This is a genomic window from Rhizobium sullae, from assembly GCF_025200715.1.
In the GTDB taxonomy this organism is placed as follows: domain Bacteria; phylum Pseudomonadota; class Alphaproteobacteria; order Rhizobiales; family Rhizobiaceae; genus Rhizobium; species Rhizobium sullae.
Genome location: NZ_CP104144.1, coordinates 1,121,564 through 1,136,054, shown reverse-complemented (window position 1 = coordinate 1,136,054; position 14,491 = coordinate 1,121,564). Strand labels below are relative to the sequence as shown.

Below are 14,491 nucleotides of genomic sequence, written 5' to 3'. Positions count from 1 at the left end.
ATAACCGCGGAGGCCGCACACATGACCAGCCTGCAGATGTCACTTCCATTCTTGCAATTCAGCCCATTCGGCGCTGCCATTTTGGCAGGCACGAAGTTTCAGGCGGAGTTTGCTGGCGCGGCGCTTCGGTATCAGATCGAGGGCCTCTCGTTCTGGCTCGATCGCGTTGGCAAGGACGTCACATTCGCCAGCGCCCTTGCGAACCCTCAGGCGATGCGTGACGCATCGGACCTTATCAATGATTTCTCAGCACAAATGATCACGGACTATGCACGCGAAACCAGCCGCATCTTTGCCGTTGCGGCAAAGACTGCAAATGAGACCGCGACAATCGCACACGGCGAGGCTTTGCGAACGATCGACGACATCGCCGCCAGTTCGGTTGCTCCATGACTTCTGCAGCCGTGAAGATCAGGTCGTGCATCTTCTCGTGAAGAAGTACTTCATCGGCAGCCTGGCCGGCGGCATTGAAGTCCACGACAATCTTCCGCAGCAAATCCTGATCTTCCGTCGAGGCAAGGCCGTTGCCACAACCTCATCCACATAAGCCTCGAGGTCGTTTCGGCGGCAACCCATTCTGCCAACGGGCGAGGACCACGTGATGGTGGCCTGCCGGATGAACCACCTCTCTCCGAGGATGACTTATATCAAGGATGACCGTCGCCACGGCCAATAGAAGACGACAGGGCGCACGCCGCCGGAACGCTGATCGAAGGCTGGTCTGATGAGACGATATCTTGGCATCCTGCTTGCAACTGCCGTAACGTTTGCCCCGAATACGACGCTCGCCGGCGACAGTGACGCGATGCTGGTCAGCTTCGAGGACCTCTGGAACAAGGTGACCGGCCAGCGTCTTTTTCCGAACATATCGATGTCCAATGGACGGATTGAGGCACAGCAGGTTTTGATTTCCGCCAAGTTTGCGGGCCGCCTCGCGCAGGTTCTCGTCAACGAGGGAGAGATCGTCGACGCCGGTGCGCCCATCGCGCGGATCGATACGGCCGATCTCGACGCACAGCTGGCTGGTGCCAGGGCTCAGATCCGGCGATCCGAGACCAGCGAAATAGAGGCGGCGGCCTCGATCGCACAGCGCGAAAGTGAACTCACTCTCGCCCGCCAGGAGCTCGAACGCGCGCTGGCGATGAGCAAGACGGGTAGCGGGACCATGCAGCAACTGGATTTGCGGCGCAGCCAGTTGCATGTCGCGGAAGCAGCAAACCGTGCAGCGCGTGCAAGCCAAGACGAGGCGCAGGCGGCAACGGAAGCCGCGCGCGCCGAAGCTGCCCGCATTCAATCGCTGCTCGATGATGCCGTGTTGAAGGCCCCGTGCCGCGGACGTGTTGAATACAAGCTCGTGCAGACCGGCGAGGTCGTGGCTGCCGGCGCCCCGGTTGCAACCTTACTCGATCTTTCAGACGTCTCGATGATGATTTTCCTGCCCGCACGCGCCGCCGGCCGGCTGGCAATCGGCGACGAGGCCCGCATTATTCTTGACCCGGCACCGCAGTATGTGGTGCCGGCGACCGTCTCCTTCGTCGCCTCAGAGGCGCAATTCACGCCCAAGACGGTCGAAACCGAGGACGAGCGCGAGAAGCTGATGTTCCGCGTCAAGCTGAAGATCGCACCGGATCTGCTGAAGGAATATGAGACGCGCGTGAAAACCGGCGTACGCGGCATCGGCTATGTCAGAACCGATCCCACTGCAAGCTGGCCAGCCAACCTGCAAGTGAAGCTGCCGCAATGAGCGAACCAGCCGTATGCTTGGGTTCGGTGACGCACCGCTACGGCAAGATCACCGCGCTCGACGATGTCGAACTTGCAATTCCCGCTGGCTGCATGGCCGGTCTCATCGGTCCTGATGGCGTCGGCAAATCAACCCTCCTTGGACTGGCGGCCGGTGTCACCAAGATCCAGCAAGGACAAATCGAGGTTCTCGGCGGCGACATGGCGCGCGCTAGCCATCGACGCGCCGTTTGCGGCCGAATCGCCTATATGCCCCAGGGCCTCGGCCGTAATCTCTATCCGACCTTGAGCGTTGCGGAGAACCTCGACTTCTTCGGCCGCCTTTTTGGGCAGGACGGGCGCCAGCGCAGAAGCCGGATGGACGAACTCCTGCGGATGACCGGTCTGCTGCCGTTTCGCGATCGCCTGGCCGGCAAGCTGTCCGGCGGCATGAAGCAGAAGCTCGGCATCTGCGCGTCGCTCCTGCACGATCCCGATCTGCTGATCCTTGATGAGCCGACCACGGGTATCGATCCGCTCTCGCGCCGCCAGTTCTGGGAGCTGATCGATCGCATCCGGCAACGCCGCCCAAACATGAGCGTCATCGTGGCAACTGCCTATATGGAGGAAGCCGCACGATTCGACTGGTTGTCGGCCTTGCACGGCGGACGGCTCATCGCGACGGGCAGTCCCGCCGACATCATGAACCGCGCCAGCCGAAAGACGCTCGAAGCCGCCTTTACGACCCTGATGCCTGGTTCGAAGGCAGCGAAGAATGCAGAGATCGTGATCGTCCCGTGGCGCGGTGTCGATGGCCCACCTGCGATCGAAGCGGAGGGGTTGACTTGCCGCTTCGGAGATTTCGTGGCCGTTAATCATGTCAGCTTCCGCATCTCGAAGGGCGAGATCTTCGGCTTTCTCGGCTCGAACGGCAGCGGCAAGAGCACGACGATGAAGATGCTGACCGGGCTGCTTCCGGCAAGCGAAGGCTCAGCAAGGCTCTTCGGGCAGGTGCTCGAGGCAGGCGATATCGAGACGCGCAAACGCGTCGGTTACATGTCTCAGGCCTTCTCCCTTTACGGCGAGCTGACCGTTCGCCAGAACCTTTTGCTGCATGCCCGCCTCTTTGGGCTGCCGGCTCAGGAGATCGAACCGCGTCTTGCCGAAATGCTCTCAACCTACGACCTCAAGGAGGTGGCCGATCAGCAACCGCAAGACTTGCCGCTCGGCATCCGCCAGCGCCTGCAGCTGGCGGCGGCCGTCATCCATCGGCCGGAGATTCTGATCCTCGACGAGCCGACTTCCGGCGTTGACCCCGTGGCCCGCGATGCTTTCTGGCGCTCTTTGATCACCCTTTCGCGACGTGATGGCGTGACCATCTTTCTATCGACGCATTTCATGAACGAGGCGGAGCGATGCGACCGCATCTCGTTGATGCACGAAGGCAAAGTGCTGGCGATCGGTGCGCCTCGCGAACTTTGCGCTGAACGAGGCTCGACGTCTCTCGAACAGACCTTCATCGACGTATTGACCGAGGCTGGTATGGGTGCCGGCGCCTCTCGCGAAATCGGCGAAGTTCTCGGGGAAAGCGCCCCGCCTCCGCGGCTCTTTGATCCGCGCCGCCTCCTTGCCTATGCACGGCGCGAAACCCTGGAAATTCTTCGCGACCACGCACGCCTTGTTTTCGCGCTCCTCGGACCGGTCATATTGCTTCTCACCTTCGGCTACGGCATTTCATTCGATGTCGAGCATTTACCCTTCGCTGTCTACGACCAGGACCAGTCGGCGGAAAGCCGTCAGCTTGTGGAGAACCTGCAAGGTTCCCGTTATTTTGATGAGCATGCAGCGATCGGTTCGGCCACGGAACTGGAAGCTCGCCTGAAAGACGGCGAGTTAACGGTGGCAATCGAGATCCCGCCTGATTTCGGCCGAAACCTGATGCGGCAGACACAACCCGAAGTTTCGGTCTGGCTCGACGGTGCGATGCCCTTCCGGGCGGAAACCGCACGCAGCTATATCACGGGGCTCATCCAGGCTTACCTGTCTGACGCAAAGGCACGGCATTCAGGCCGCAGCGCTTCGCCTTATCCGGTCAGCGTAGAAAGCCGGTTTCGGTACAATCAGGCTTTCAAGAGCGCAAACGCGATCGTGCCGAGCGTCATCGTGCTGATGCTGGTGCTGATCCCGGCGATCATGGCGGCGCTTGGTATCGTCAAGGAAAAGGAAACCGGCTCAATCGCCAACTTCCAGGCGACCCCCGTGACGCGGATCGAATTCCTGTTGGGCAAACAACTGCCTTATGCCGCAATTGCGTTCTTGAGCTTTCTGATGCTCGCCGCCATGACGCGCTTTGTATTCGGCGTGCCGATCAAAGGCTCGTTGCCGCTGCTTGTTGCGGGATCGGTACTTTACGTGCTGGCAACGACCGGCTTCGGCCTGCTCGTTTCCAGTTTCGTACGCAGTCAGGTGGCAGCAATCTTTGCAACGGCGATCATCACCATGATTCCGGCCGTTAATTTCTCCGGTCTGCTGGTTCCCGTGTCGTCGCTGTCAGGCGGGGGACGCCTCATGGGGCTGTTGTTCCCGGCTGCCTGGTATCAGCCGATAAGCGTGGGCGTGATCACAAAGGGATTGGGCTTTGCCGAACTCTGGTTCAATCTGGTCGTACTCGCCGCCTTTGGCCTGGTTTTTGTCGCCGCAGCGCTCGCGGCTCTGAGAAAGCGCGGGGCCTGACATGTGGGATCGGCTGAACCGGATATTCCGCCTCGCCATTAAGGAGCTTTACAGCCTGAAGGCCGATCCGGTGATGATGGTATTGATCATCTATACGTTCACCATCGCCGTCTATACGGTTTCGACAGGGGCCAAGTTCGAGGTGGAGAATGCGTCCGTGGCGGTAGTGGATGAAGATCGCTCGATGCTGTCGATGCGCCTGCGCGACGCGCTCTTGAAGCCCTTCTTCAGGGAACCCGTGCTGATCGACGCAGCTGAGATCGACGATGGCATGGATGCCGGACGCTTTGTCTTCATTCTGGAAGTTCCGCCCAAATTCGAGGAGGACGCCATCGAAGGACGGCGGCCTTCACTGCGATTGGACATCGATGCAACCGCCATGTCCCAGGCGGGCAACGGCGCGTCCTATATCCAGAGCATCATCATGCAGGAGGTCGCCGCAGCGCTGCCCAATGCTGTTGCGCCCCAACCCATCAATCTGGTCGTCTCCGCCCGGTTTAATCCCAACCTGATGTCGACCTGGTTCGCGGCGGTCATGCAGGTGATCAACAATGTCACGATGCTATCGGTGATCCTGACGGGTGCGGCGCTTATCCGGGAACGCGAACACGGCACGATCGAACACCTGCTCGTCATGCCGGTCACGTCAGGCGAAATCATGCTGTCGAAGATCGTGGCGAATGGTCTCGTGATCGTGGTGGCATCGGTCCTCTCGCTGCTCATCGTCGTGGAGCGCCTTCTCGCCGTGCCGATCGCCGGTTCGATCGGTCTGTTTGTTTTTTGCGCCGTGCTTTATCAGTTCTCGGTAACATCGCTCGGCATTCTGATCGCAACGGCCTCGAGTTCGATGGCGCAGTTCGGACTCATTTCAATGCCCGTCCTCATCGTCATGAACCTGCTTTCCGGCAGCACGACGCCGATGGACAGCATGCCGCGCTGGCTGCAATATGTCATGCAGCTTTCGCCATCTTCGCATTTCGTGGCCCTGTCGCAGGCGATCCTCTATCGCGGGGCAGGGCTTGGCGCCGTCTGGCCACAGATTTTGGCTCTCACGATCATCGGCTCTGCCTTCTTTGCAATCGCACTCATCCGGTTCCGCCGGACCCTTGCAGATGCCCGATAAGTCATGGCCACCAAAACCGCTGTTTGCGTCCTTGGCGCCAGTCGTTTCCATGGAAGCTGAAAAGTGCCATCAACTGAGACGCGTGATGCCCATGGACCTCGGGCGCCGTTCGCCGACAGGCTGCTCTGGCGGACATTTTTTCAGCACCTGCCGAAAGCACTTATTGGGGATGGTACCCTAACAGAGCGTCGTGGGAACAAGCACGCGATCAGTTCCAGGGGCGCTGGTTGAAAAGCCACCTTACGTGTCAGCTGAAAGGGAGGGGTGTTTCCCCCTCCCTTTGCCTGCCGGCCCCCAATATTCAGTCTCATCGAGGCTGAACCGGCAGATGCGCCCCAGCGCATTCAAGCTGCCTTGATCGAGATTTTCTGGCCGTTCTGCTGCGCTGGCGTCTTCGGAAGGACGACCTTCAGGATGCCGTTCGCAAACGACGCGTCGATCCTGTCGGCATCGACACCATCGGGCAGCTGGAGGCTGCGCTGGAAGGAGCCGTAGCGGCGCTCGGACAGGCAGTATTCCTTTTCCGTCTGCTCTTTGCTTTCCTGCTTCTCGCCTTTGATGGTCAGAATGCCGTTCGTCAGCGTCACATCCAGCTCTTTTGCTTCGACACCCGGCAACTCAGCGGTGAGCTCATAGGCCTTGTCCGTTTCGGCGAAATCGACAGCGGGAACTTCGCGGCTGTAGGCGGCTGGCAGGCGGGCAAATAATGTCCGATCGAAGAACCCCGGATTGAACTCATTGAAAACCCGATCGATCTCCCATCTGAGACTTTCAAAGGGCGACCATCTTGGTGTCGTGGGTGTGATGTTCTTTTCCGTGCTCGCAGGGAGCTTGGTTGCCATATTGGCCATGGCTTTCTCCTCATCGTTACGGTGACCGCAAATTGCTCATCGGCGGCCATTTTCTCGTCTTCGTGAGACGCAAGCTCTTCATAAACCAACCACCTGACGGCACATTGATCAGCATCAATCGCGCCGCATGCCTTTCCAAATTTCGTGCCTGGCAACAGGATGCGCTTGATGGACGGGGCAATCTTGATCTTCGGCAACGCCGTTTGCGCAAGATCAACGCAGGCATGAACCATTCGGACGAGCATTCCACCTTGCAGCCGAGATGAGGAGATACGTCATGAAAGCTCAATTCCACCTGCCTTTGCTTACCTATCCCGACCCCAGCTCTTTTGCCCTGATCCAGAACGCAATCGATTTTGCACGGCACCAGGAAGCGCGGCTTCATGTCAGCGTGTTCAAGGTCAAGATACCGAAGGTGTCCCCGCCATTTCCGCCGATAGTACATGTCGATGTCGATAAAATGACCGCTGACGCAGAGCGCTCCAGCCGGGATTGCGCTGCGACGCTGATCGAAACCGTGCGCGATTATGCCGGTAAAGCCGACCTGGCAGTGACGATCTCATCATTTGAGGCTACGCAGCCGCTCGTCGGCGACAGAATTGCGGAGATCTCGCGTGTCTACGACCTCTCGATCATGGAAACCTCGCCAATAGCCAGTTCCGTGATCGAGCGCATTCTATTCGAGAGCGGGAGACCACTGCTGTTGTTCCCGGCGGACAATTGTTGCGGCCGAATCGATACAGTCGCAATTGCATGGGATGGCAGCGCGACTTTGGCGCGGGCGCTGACCGGAGCCCGCGTGTTTTTGGACAAGGCCTCGAAGGCTGTACTCATCTCGGTCACGGACGACAAGGCGATAGACGCCGACCTTCGCGATCGCTTTGCGGCGCTTGTTCGCGACGCCGGTCTTGCTGTCGAGATCGCCAATGCGCAATCACAGGGAGCTCCAGTAGCCGGCACAATTCAGTCCGCTGCAGCTGAAGCGCGAGCAGAGTTGCTGATTGCTGGAGGTTTCGGACACTCGAGATTGCGCGAACTTATTCTGGGAGGCGTTACACGATCGTTGCTTAACGGCCTCGAGGTACCGGTCCTCCTATGCCATTAGAGCTCAGACCGGCGCTATGAATTGGCAGTCAAAACAGAACCAACATGGCCGATAGGAGAGGCCCCCGACTTCACTGTCAGTTGCTCAGTCTGCTGACAGCGGCTGAGACTTCCTAAAGGAGATCTTTGCCGCCAAGCCCCACGAACTCAATGCGAAGACCCTGAGCCCGTGCACGTTTGATAAATCGGTCCGCGCTCAAAACGTCGACGATGATGCTTCCGCCGAGACAATGACCGAACGGCTCGCAGAGTTCCTTACGAACCCAGGCGTCGGCGCGGGGCGAGCGGATTGAAATTTCCCATTGATCGACTGTTATCCTGTCGAGCGCGAGGTCGCAGTCGGAGTGGTGCGGGATCGGACATCCTGCTCCGGCAAGTAATGCCTCGCCAGTCCGCGAGCAACCTGGATCAATGGTCATTGATGCGCTCCTTTGCTTCGTTGTCATGGTGCCCTGAGCCTGTAGTGCAGGTTTCTCCTTATTTCATCCTGAAGAATCGCGAATGGCATCGAGATCGTCGGCCTGCTCCTGCGCGCTTTTCAGTAATTCTTCCGCATATTTCTCGGCCGACGAGATATCGGGGCTGCACAGTTTGGCATCACTGCATTTGCGGTCGACGGCATGCCGTATCGCTTCCATCAGGGCCGATCGTTCTTGGGCATCATGAAGGCGAAGAAGACGCGTGAGCGCCGTTACGGCGACTAGTTCGAGAATCATCATTCGCCCTTCGATTTCGCCAAGAGAAGGAATTGCCTTGCCTGGCTCGCCTCCCAGGCTGTCGCGTCTGGCTCTGAGCATCGTCTGATCCTTCGTGAAGTCACTCGCCCACTCTACAGAATTCCACTCGGCCGACATTGATCCGGATCAACCAGACACGAGTCATGCGGGGCAAAGACACTCCGGCAGTCATGCCACCTCGTCCGGCTTCCATTCGTCACCAATGGCTTTTCTTGCCGTAAGTTCCTGCACGATCACTCAAAGAACACGACACTGGTGGGGCTTTAGGTTCCCGGGATGGTGTTGGAGGGTCACCCATGCGCGCATTCGCTCCTCGCGCCACTCTTCGGTCTTCGGTAACTCCTGATAGATACCTCCCGCAATGACGCTCTCCCAGCAGCGATGATCCTGGAATTCATCGACCTCGACGCAGACGTGCGGGTTATCCCGCATCCACTCCACCTTCTGGCGGAGAGTGAGAACCCGCAAAACCAGTTTTTTGGTGAAGGCATAATATCGGGACGACATATGCCCAGTCGTCCTTCGCGCATACCACCCTGCCAAGCCTGTGGCCGAACTGGAAATCTAGGCATTCCCGCCATTTCATCTCAGTGATGATCATTGCGGGCCTCCTTTTCAGGCGGGCAGGTCATGACCGTATCCAGCTTTCGATCCTGTAGGTCGTAGCGCTCGCAAGGCGTTGAGGATCACAGCGACATCGATTGCTTCCTGCAGCAACGCACCCTGCAGAGGCAGAAGAAATCCCCAGGCGGCAGCAATCATCCCGGCGATCGAAAGCCCAAGCCCCACGATAACGCTCTGGCGCGCAATAACGACCGTCCTCCGGGCGACGATCAACGCGTCAGCCAGAGGTTCGAGACGGTCCACGAGCAAAACAACACCAGCGGCCTCCGAGGATGCGGCCGCTCCCCGCGCGCCCAGCGCGACACCGACGTCGGCGGCGGCAAGCGCTGGGGCATCATTGATGCCGTCGCCAACCATCATCACCGGGCCGAAGCGCCGGGCGGAATTAACGCATTCGACCTTTGAAGCGGGGCTTTGCTCACCAAGAATCTCTTCGATGCCAAGCGCTTCGCCGACATACCTTGCGACTTCCAGCCTGTCTCCCGAAGCCAGAATTATTCTTACGATCCCCGCATTGCGCAGTTTTCGAAGCACGGTCATTGCTTCCAGTCGTACAGGATCGGCCATAACGATCACGCCCGCCGCCACGCCATCGACTGCAACCGCCACGACCGCCTCGCCCGCACGACGTCCGGACAGGAATGCGCGTGGGCTTCCCTTCAACACCCGGCGCTCCACGAAACCGCTGCCGCCGACGGTCACGCGATGCCGGCCGACAGTTCCTTCGATCCCTGCGCCAGGAGACTCCGTGACATCGGCTGGCGGCACAAGATTCAGGCCGCGATCACGCGCGGCCGCAATGAGCGCTGCAGCCATGACGTGACCAGATGCCTGATCGAGCGATGCGGCGAGACGAAGCAACTCGTTCTCGTTGATACACTCGACATTTTTTATAGAGGTAATGACCGCCGCACCGTGGGTGAGTGTACCCGTCTTGTCCAGGATGGCGACGCGCACGCGGCTCAAAGCTTCCAGGACTCCGCCATCCTTCACGAGGCATCCGATGGCAGCGCAGCGGGAAATACCCGACATGATGGCGACGGGAACAGCCAGGATCAGCGGACAGGGTGTCGCTATGACGAGAACCGCAAGCGCCCGGCGTGAATCGTTGGAAAGGAACCACGCCGCCAGAGCCAAAGACACGCTCACGGCGAGGAACACCAACCCGTAGCGATCTGCAAGGCGAGCCATCGGCGCTTTGCTGTTCTGTGCAGCCTCGACAAGACGGATGATCGCGGCATAGGTGCTTTCGGAAGCCGGGCGAATAGCCCTGATGTCAAAGACGCCCCCCACCGAGGTACTGCCGCTTAGCACTTCCTCGTCGATACCATGTTTTCGGGGGAGGGCTTCGCCGGTTAATGCAGACTCATCGAGAAGAGCATGATCTCTGACGACGATTCCATCGACGGGCAAAACCTCGCCTTGGCGCACCATAAGGTGGTCGCCGGACTTGATTTCGGCAATCGGGACCTCGTGCAGATAGCCGTCCTCGTATCGAAAGGCAGTCTGGGCAACCCGGCCCAGCAATGCCGTCATCTCGCGGGCGGCGCGCCGGGATGCGTATGCTTCCAGCATCTGGCCACCGCCATACATCAGAGCGATGACATTGGCGGCAAGGGGTTCACCGAATGAGAGGGCGAATGCCATCGATAGTGCTGCTAGGATGTCCAGCCCGAAATCGCCGCGATGGAGAGACCGGAACGTCTGCCACAGCAGCGCGCCGAGGACCGGCAGGGTGGCGATCGTCCATACAAGCCGGGCATTGGCCGGGTCTTTCAGCAGCGTAAAGATCAGCCCCGCCAAAAGCCCGAAGGCCGCAATTAGCGGCAGCCACATGCCGCGGGCTTTAGAGAGAAAGGCTATCGGTCCGGTCGCTGCGTTCAGGATCATGATCCGCTTCCGCCGCCGTGGCTTGTGCGCGAAAGCGCGGCGTCGCTTATTAGGCCTTGATCGACGCTTGATCAAACCTGCTTCATCAGGCGCCGCATTGATCTGTCTCAACAGCCCATCGCCGCATCGGGCACTTAATTACCATGCTGATCGTCTGTCAGATGAAGAAGCTTTGAATTTCGAATGAATGAGCGCTTTTTTGGGGTACGCATTTGCGCTACATCAATGCCGGAGCAGCTCCGAAAAGAGAAAGTGAATTAGAAACGCGGCAAGTCCGCGATAGGAGCAAGAGATGACTGCGCAGTATTTTCTTCCGCTGGCGACGTATCCCGATTCAAGTTCCGGACTGATCGTTTCGAACGCTGTAACCTTTGCTAAGTCGTGCGACGCAAATCTCCACGTATGTGCGATAAGGATCGAGATTCCGCGCATCCCCAACGCATGGTCTTCCTTGCTGTTGGATACTCCAAAGATGATCGAGCAGGCAGAGATGTCAAGCCGCGACCGCGCAGCTACGCTGATGGCAGCCGCTACGAACCTCGGAGCAAACGAAAATGTTGATCTCTCTACGAGAGAAGTAAAAGCCAACTTGCCCTTGCTGCACGAAACGGCAGCAACAGAAGCGCGTTTTTTCGATCTGACTATTCTTGAATGTAACTCCGAGGTTCCAGATACGCGCAGCATTGCCGAAGCGGTGATATTCGGCTCTGGCCGACCAGCCGTCATCTTTCCCAACAAGACCTTCGCAGGCCCGATTGACCATCTGGTCATAGCCTGGGACGGAAGCCGGGCCGCTGCCCGGGCAGTCAGCGATGCAGGCCCCTTCATTCGCAAAGCCCGACGGGTGTCGGTATTGTCTTTGACCGGCGAAAAGCCGCTGCCGGAAACAAGTGGAGCGCACCTCGCTGAAATCTTGGTCTCGAGCGGGGTCAATGCGGGCGCATCCGTTGCCCGGTTTGCCTCGTCTTCGATTGGCGCAAGCATTCAGCGGACCGCGCTCGAGCTGGGTGCTGATATGCTGGTGATGGGAGGATTCGGACACTCGAGGCTGCGCGACTTTGTCCTCGGCGGAGCCACAGACGGCGTCTTGGAAGAGCCTCTTTTGCCTGTCCTCATGTCACATTGATTAGACACTGTTTCGATGCCCCACCACCCTTCAGCGGCGGCAAGCACGCGCATGGCAACAGCGCACGCGCGACCGGAATGAAAGCTGGGCACGGAACAAGCGTTCGCATTTTCTACCCCGCGGTGCAAACAAGCCGCGACGAATTGGAAATAGCGGCCTGCACAACGGCGCAACGCAGATGGGCATCAACGAACTTAAGATGAGCCGCTCGCACTTAAGCTCGTTTAGTCGTCTTTCAGTGCTTCGCCAATTGCCTTGGCGAGGTCGGTCTGGCGGTAGGGCTTGCGCAATACTTTCAAATTCTCTCCGCCGAGCCGGTCGGACTGGACCAGTTCCTCTGCGTAACCTGAAGTGAGCAACGCCTTCAGTCCGGGATAAAGTCTCCGGGCTTCCTGACAGAGCTGGTAGCCGCTTATCGAGCCGGGCATCACCAGGTCCGTAAACAATAGGTCGATGTTGGGATCAGACGCCAATCTACCAAGCGCTTCCGCCCCGTTCTCCGCTTCAAGCACGCGGTAACCAAGCTGCTTTAGACGGGCAACAGTTAGACGCCGAACGCGGTCATCGTCCTCCACGGCAAGAATGCATTCGCCGTCGCCAGATATGGCGGTGACATCGGGAGAATTTGCCTCAATTGCCGCGTCTGCCGTCACGTGCCTCAGCAGATAGATGTTGACGGTCGTTCCCTTGCCTTCCTCGCTATAGATGCTGGCATGGCCACCTGATTGTTTGGCAAAGCCATAGATCATCGAGAGACCGAGACCGGTGCCGCGGCCCGTTTCCTTGGTCGTGAAAAACGGCTCGAAGGCTCTATCCTGTACGGCGCGAGGCATGCCGATGCCTGTGTCGGAGACAGACAGCCGGACATAATCACCAGGAGAGAGGCCCTCAAGGACAATCGCGGAATGCTCGTCGATACGGGCGTTTTGAGTTTCGACCACGAGCCGCCCGCCATTGGGCATGGCATCTCTTGCGTTGACGGCAAGATTGACGATGGCACTTTCGACTTGCGATGGGTCCACCCTGGCGAGCCAAAGGTCAGCGGCGAGACTCGTGCTGAGCAAGATCGTCTCACCAAGCGTGCGGTGAAGCATTTCCGAAAGGCCCAGAACGAAGGAATTCAGATTGACGACCTCCGGTTCGAGATAACTGCGGCGGGCAAACGCCAGAAGTCGAGAGGTCAGGCGAGCGCCCAGTTCGGCCGCATCCAGCGCTTCTTGTGCCAGTTCGCGCTGGTCTGTCGTCGTTAGCCGCGCCTCGAGCATCTCCAGATTGCCGACGATCACCGTCAAGAGATTGTTGAAGTCGTGGGCGATTCCGCCGGTAAGCTGCCCCATGGCCTCCATCTTCTGGGCTTGGCGCAAGGCCCGCTCGGTCGCCTTGTGCGCCGACAGGTCGTGAATGATACCGGTAAAATGGCGTTCACCATCGATCTGAAATTCACTAACAGCCAGATGCATCGGAAAGGTGCTGCCGTCGCGGCGACGCCCGGTCACCTCGCGGCCGATCCCGATGATTTTGCGGCGTCCGGTGGCAAGATAGTTGCTGATATATCCATCGTGCTCCCGATGATAAGGCTCCGGCATCAGGAAATTGACATTACGGCCGAGGAATTCAGACTGCTCATAGCCGAACAGCTTCTCGGTTGCGGGGTTGACGGTGGTTATGGAGCCGCAGCTATCAATCGTAATAATGGCATCGAGCGCCGACTGCAAAATTGCCCGAAGCTTCGATGCCTGCCCAGCCAGTGACCCTTCGATGTCGTCTGCCATTTGGGTCCGATCTAAATTTTTAAGGTGCGGCCGGAAGCTTAGCTTTCCCTGTTGATCGAGACAATAATTAACATGCTCGGCGACAAAGCCCTTGGCATGCACGGTGTTACAAGAAAAGCTGACGCATCACACTTGTCACCGCTGCACAGCATCCGTGCCCGGGTACCGGTCCACGCCCATTTGCTCGCATTCTCAAGCAGCAATGCCGGCGGCCGCTTTGCAGGTGTCTTTCGAGGATGAGGCCGCTGGCCGCTTTAAGAAATAGTTGAGGCTCACGCCGCAGTTGTTCCGGTTCGCCTGCATGGTGCCGGCGTTCCGCTTCGCCTCAGCTTACGGTTCCGTCAAATGGGAAAGTCTCTATTCCGCTAAGCTTAGAATATAGGCTGACACGTCCTGAACATCGGTCCGCGACAGTATTATGTTCGGCATGGTCGGATGACTTTGGGCCGTGAGCCAAACGTTAAGTGCCATGGCTGTCATTCCCGGTGTCACAGCCACGGTTTCGAAGCTGGGCGCCTCGGCAACAGGGGATCGGGTTTGGTCCGCGAGGACGGCGTGGCAGATTGCACAGACCTCAAGCGCGAGCCGACGCCCATGCCGAATATCTTGTGCCTGAACAACAGGAACCGTTGCAGTGGTTCCGGCAATGACTGCGATGATCGCTGCTCGCATCGCGATATCCTGCTCCATGTCCCCGCATTCCGGGTTGGGATGACGTTACGATATGCCGACCAGTACTCCGGCGCTGATGCCATTCAAAGTGGTTCATAGCATACCACCATAACAGTGCAATTTGCAGGCTGCGTGAC

The 14,491-nt window shown here is 58.7% G+C and carries 13 protein-coding genes; 7 read left to right on the top strand and 6 right to left on the bottom strand.

Annotated features, from left to right (window positions below; translation table 11 throughout):
* Window positions 1–21 precede the first annotated feature (21 nt).
* From N2599_RS26125 to N2599_RS26105, 5 genes are all read left to right on the top strand, one after another.
* Window positions 22–393 carry a hypothetical protein gene (locus tag N2599_RS26125; RefSeq protein WP_027512192.1) on the top strand — a complete coding sequence of 124 codons (372 nt, stop codon included), beginning with the start codon at window positions 22–24 and terminating at the stop codon, window positions 391–393.
* Window positions 394–418: 25 nt separating this feature from the next.
* A complete protein-coding gene (locus tag N2599_RS26120; protein ID WP_260308578.1) occupies window positions 419–547 on the top strand; it encodes a hypothetical protein in 129 nt (42 codons plus the stop codon).
* A gap of 177 nt (window positions 548–724) precedes the next feature.
* Window positions 725–1,744, top strand: coding sequence for an HlyD family secretion protein (locus N2599_RS26115; protein WP_037143017.1), 1,020 nt, complete (start codon window positions 725–727; stop codon window positions 1,742–1,744).
* Window positions 1,741–4,455 carry a ribosome-associated ATPase/putative transporter RbbA gene (rbbA, locus tag N2599_RS26110; protein WP_027512190.1) on the top strand — a complete coding sequence of 905 codons (2,715 nt, stop codon included), beginning with the start codon at window positions 1,741–1,743 and terminating at the stop codon, window positions 4,453–4,455. Before N2599_RS26115 ends, rbbA begins: the two co-directional genes overlap by 4 nt.
* Before the next feature lies 1 nt (window position 4,456).
* Window positions 4,457–5,578, top strand: a complete 1,122-nt coding sequence (locus N2599_RS26105; RefSeq protein WP_027512189.1) for an ABC transporter permease — start codon at window positions 4,457–4,459, stop codon at window positions 5,576–5,578.
* A gap of 344 nt (window positions 5,579–5,922) precedes the next feature.
* Here N2599_RS26105 and N2599_RS26100 read toward each other — a convergent pair whose 3' ends face one another.
* Complete coding sequence (locus tag N2599_RS26100) at window positions 5,923–6,429, bottom strand: Hsp20/alpha crystallin family protein (RefSeq protein WP_027512188.1); 507 nt, start codon at window positions 6,427–6,429, stop codon at window positions 5,923–5,925.
* A gap of 277 nt (window positions 6,430–6,706) precedes the next feature.
* Here N2599_RS26100 and N2599_RS26095 point away from each other — a divergent pair, with 277 nt between their 5' ends.
* Window positions 6,707–7,534 (top strand): universal stress protein, encoded by an 828-nt coding sequence (locus N2599_RS26095; RefSeq protein ID WP_027512186.1) that lies wholly within the window; start codon window positions 6,707–6,709, stop codon window positions 7,532–7,534.
* 112 nt (window positions 7,535–7,646) lie between these two features.
* Here N2599_RS26095 and N2599_RS26090 read toward each other — a convergent pair whose 3' ends face one another.
* The 3 genes from N2599_RS26090 to N2599_RS26080 all read right to left on the bottom strand — a co-directional run bounded on the left by N2599_RS26090 (window position 7,647) and on the right by N2599_RS26080 (window position 10,784).
* Window positions 7,647–7,952, bottom strand: coding sequence for a hypothetical protein (locus N2599_RS26090; RefSeq protein WP_027512185.1), 306 nt, complete (start codon window positions 7,950–7,952; stop codon window positions 7,647–7,649).
* Between the two features lie 63 nt (window positions 7,953–8,015).
* Window positions 8,016–8,387, bottom strand: coding sequence for a hypothetical protein (locus N2599_RS26085; RefSeq protein WP_156915321.1), 372 nt, complete (start codon window positions 8,385–8,387; stop codon window positions 8,016–8,018).
* 498 nt (window positions 8,388–8,885) lie between these two features.
* Complete coding sequence (locus N2599_RS26080; RefSeq protein ID WP_084606583.1) at window positions 8,886–10,784, bottom strand: heavy metal translocating P-type ATPase; 1,899 nt, start codon at window positions 10,782–10,784, stop codon at window positions 8,886–8,888.
* A 292-nt stretch (window positions 10,785–11,076) separates the two neighbouring features.
* Here N2599_RS26080 and N2599_RS26075 point away from each other — a divergent pair, with 292 nt between their 5' ends.
* Entirely contained in the window at window positions 11,077–11,910 is an 834-nt protein-coding gene (locus N2599_RS26075) for a universal stress protein (RefSeq protein WP_027512184.1), read from the top strand.
* A gap of 224 nt (window positions 11,911–12,134) precedes the next feature.
* Here the strand turns inward: N2599_RS26075 and N2599_RS26070 are convergent, their stop codons facing one another.
* A complete protein-coding gene (locus N2599_RS26070) occupies window positions 12,135–13,682 on the bottom strand; it encodes a PAS domain S-box protein (RefSeq protein WP_051336730.1) in 1,548 nt (515 codons plus the stop codon).
* Between the two features lie 357 nt (window positions 13,683–14,039).
* The gene (locus tag N2599_RS26065; RefSeq protein WP_244914684.1) at window positions 14,040–14,372 is read right to left on the bottom strand and encodes a c-type cytochrome; all 333 of its coding nucleotides are present in this window, start codon (window positions 14,370–14,372) and stop codon (window positions 14,040–14,042) included.
* Window positions 14,373–14,491: the final 119 nt, after the last annotated feature.

What these genes read in the sequence shown, in the direction of transcription:
- N2599_RS26125 (WP_027512192.1), top strand. Translation starts at nt 22, where the DNA reads ATGACCAGCCTGCAGATGTCACTTCCATTCTTGCAATTCAGCCCATTC.
- N2599_RS26115 (WP_037143017.1), top strand. Translation starts at nt 725, where the DNA reads ATGAGACGATATCTTGGCATCCTGCTTGCAACTGCCGTAACGTTTGCC.
- rbbA (WP_027512190.1), top strand. Translation starts at nt 1,741, where the DNA reads ATGAGCGAACCAGCCGTATGCTTGGGTTCGGTGACGCACCGCTACGGC.
- N2599_RS26105 (WP_027512189.1), top strand. Translation starts at nt 4,457, where the DNA reads ATGTGGGATCGGCTGAACCGGATATTCCGCCTCGCCATTAAGGAGCTT.
- N2599_RS26100 (WP_027512188.1), bottom strand. Translation starts at nt 6,429, where the DNA reads ATGGCCAATATGGCAACCAAGCTCCCTGCGAGCACGGAAAAGAACATC.
- N2599_RS26095 (WP_027512186.1), top strand. Translation starts at nt 6,707, where the DNA reads ATGAAAGCTCAATTCCACCTGCCTTTGCTTACCTATCCCGACCCCAGC.
- N2599_RS26090 (WP_027512185.1), bottom strand. Translation starts at nt 7,952, where the DNA reads ATGACCATTGATCCAGGTTGCTCGCGGACTGGCGAGGCATTACTTGCC.
- N2599_RS26085 (WP_156915321.1), bottom strand. Translation starts at nt 8,387, where the DNA reads ATGTCGGCCGAGTGGAATTCTGTAGAGTGGGCGAGTGACTTCACGAAG.
- N2599_RS26080 (WP_084606583.1), bottom strand. Translation starts at nt 10,784, where the DNA reads ATGATCCTGAACGCAGCGACCGGACCGATAGCCTTTCTCTCTAAAGCC.
- N2599_RS26075 (WP_027512184.1), top strand. Translation starts at nt 11,077, where the DNA reads ATGACTGCGCAGTATTTTCTTCCGCTGGCGACGTATCCCGATTCAAGT.
- N2599_RS26070 (WP_051336730.1), bottom strand. Translation starts at nt 13,682, where the DNA reads ATGGCAGACGACATCGAAGGGTCACTGGCTGGGCAGGCATCGAAGCTT.
- N2599_RS26065 (WP_244914684.1), bottom strand. Translation starts at nt 14,372, where the DNA reads ATGGAGCAGGATATCGCGATGCGAGCAGCGATCATCGCAGTCATTGCC.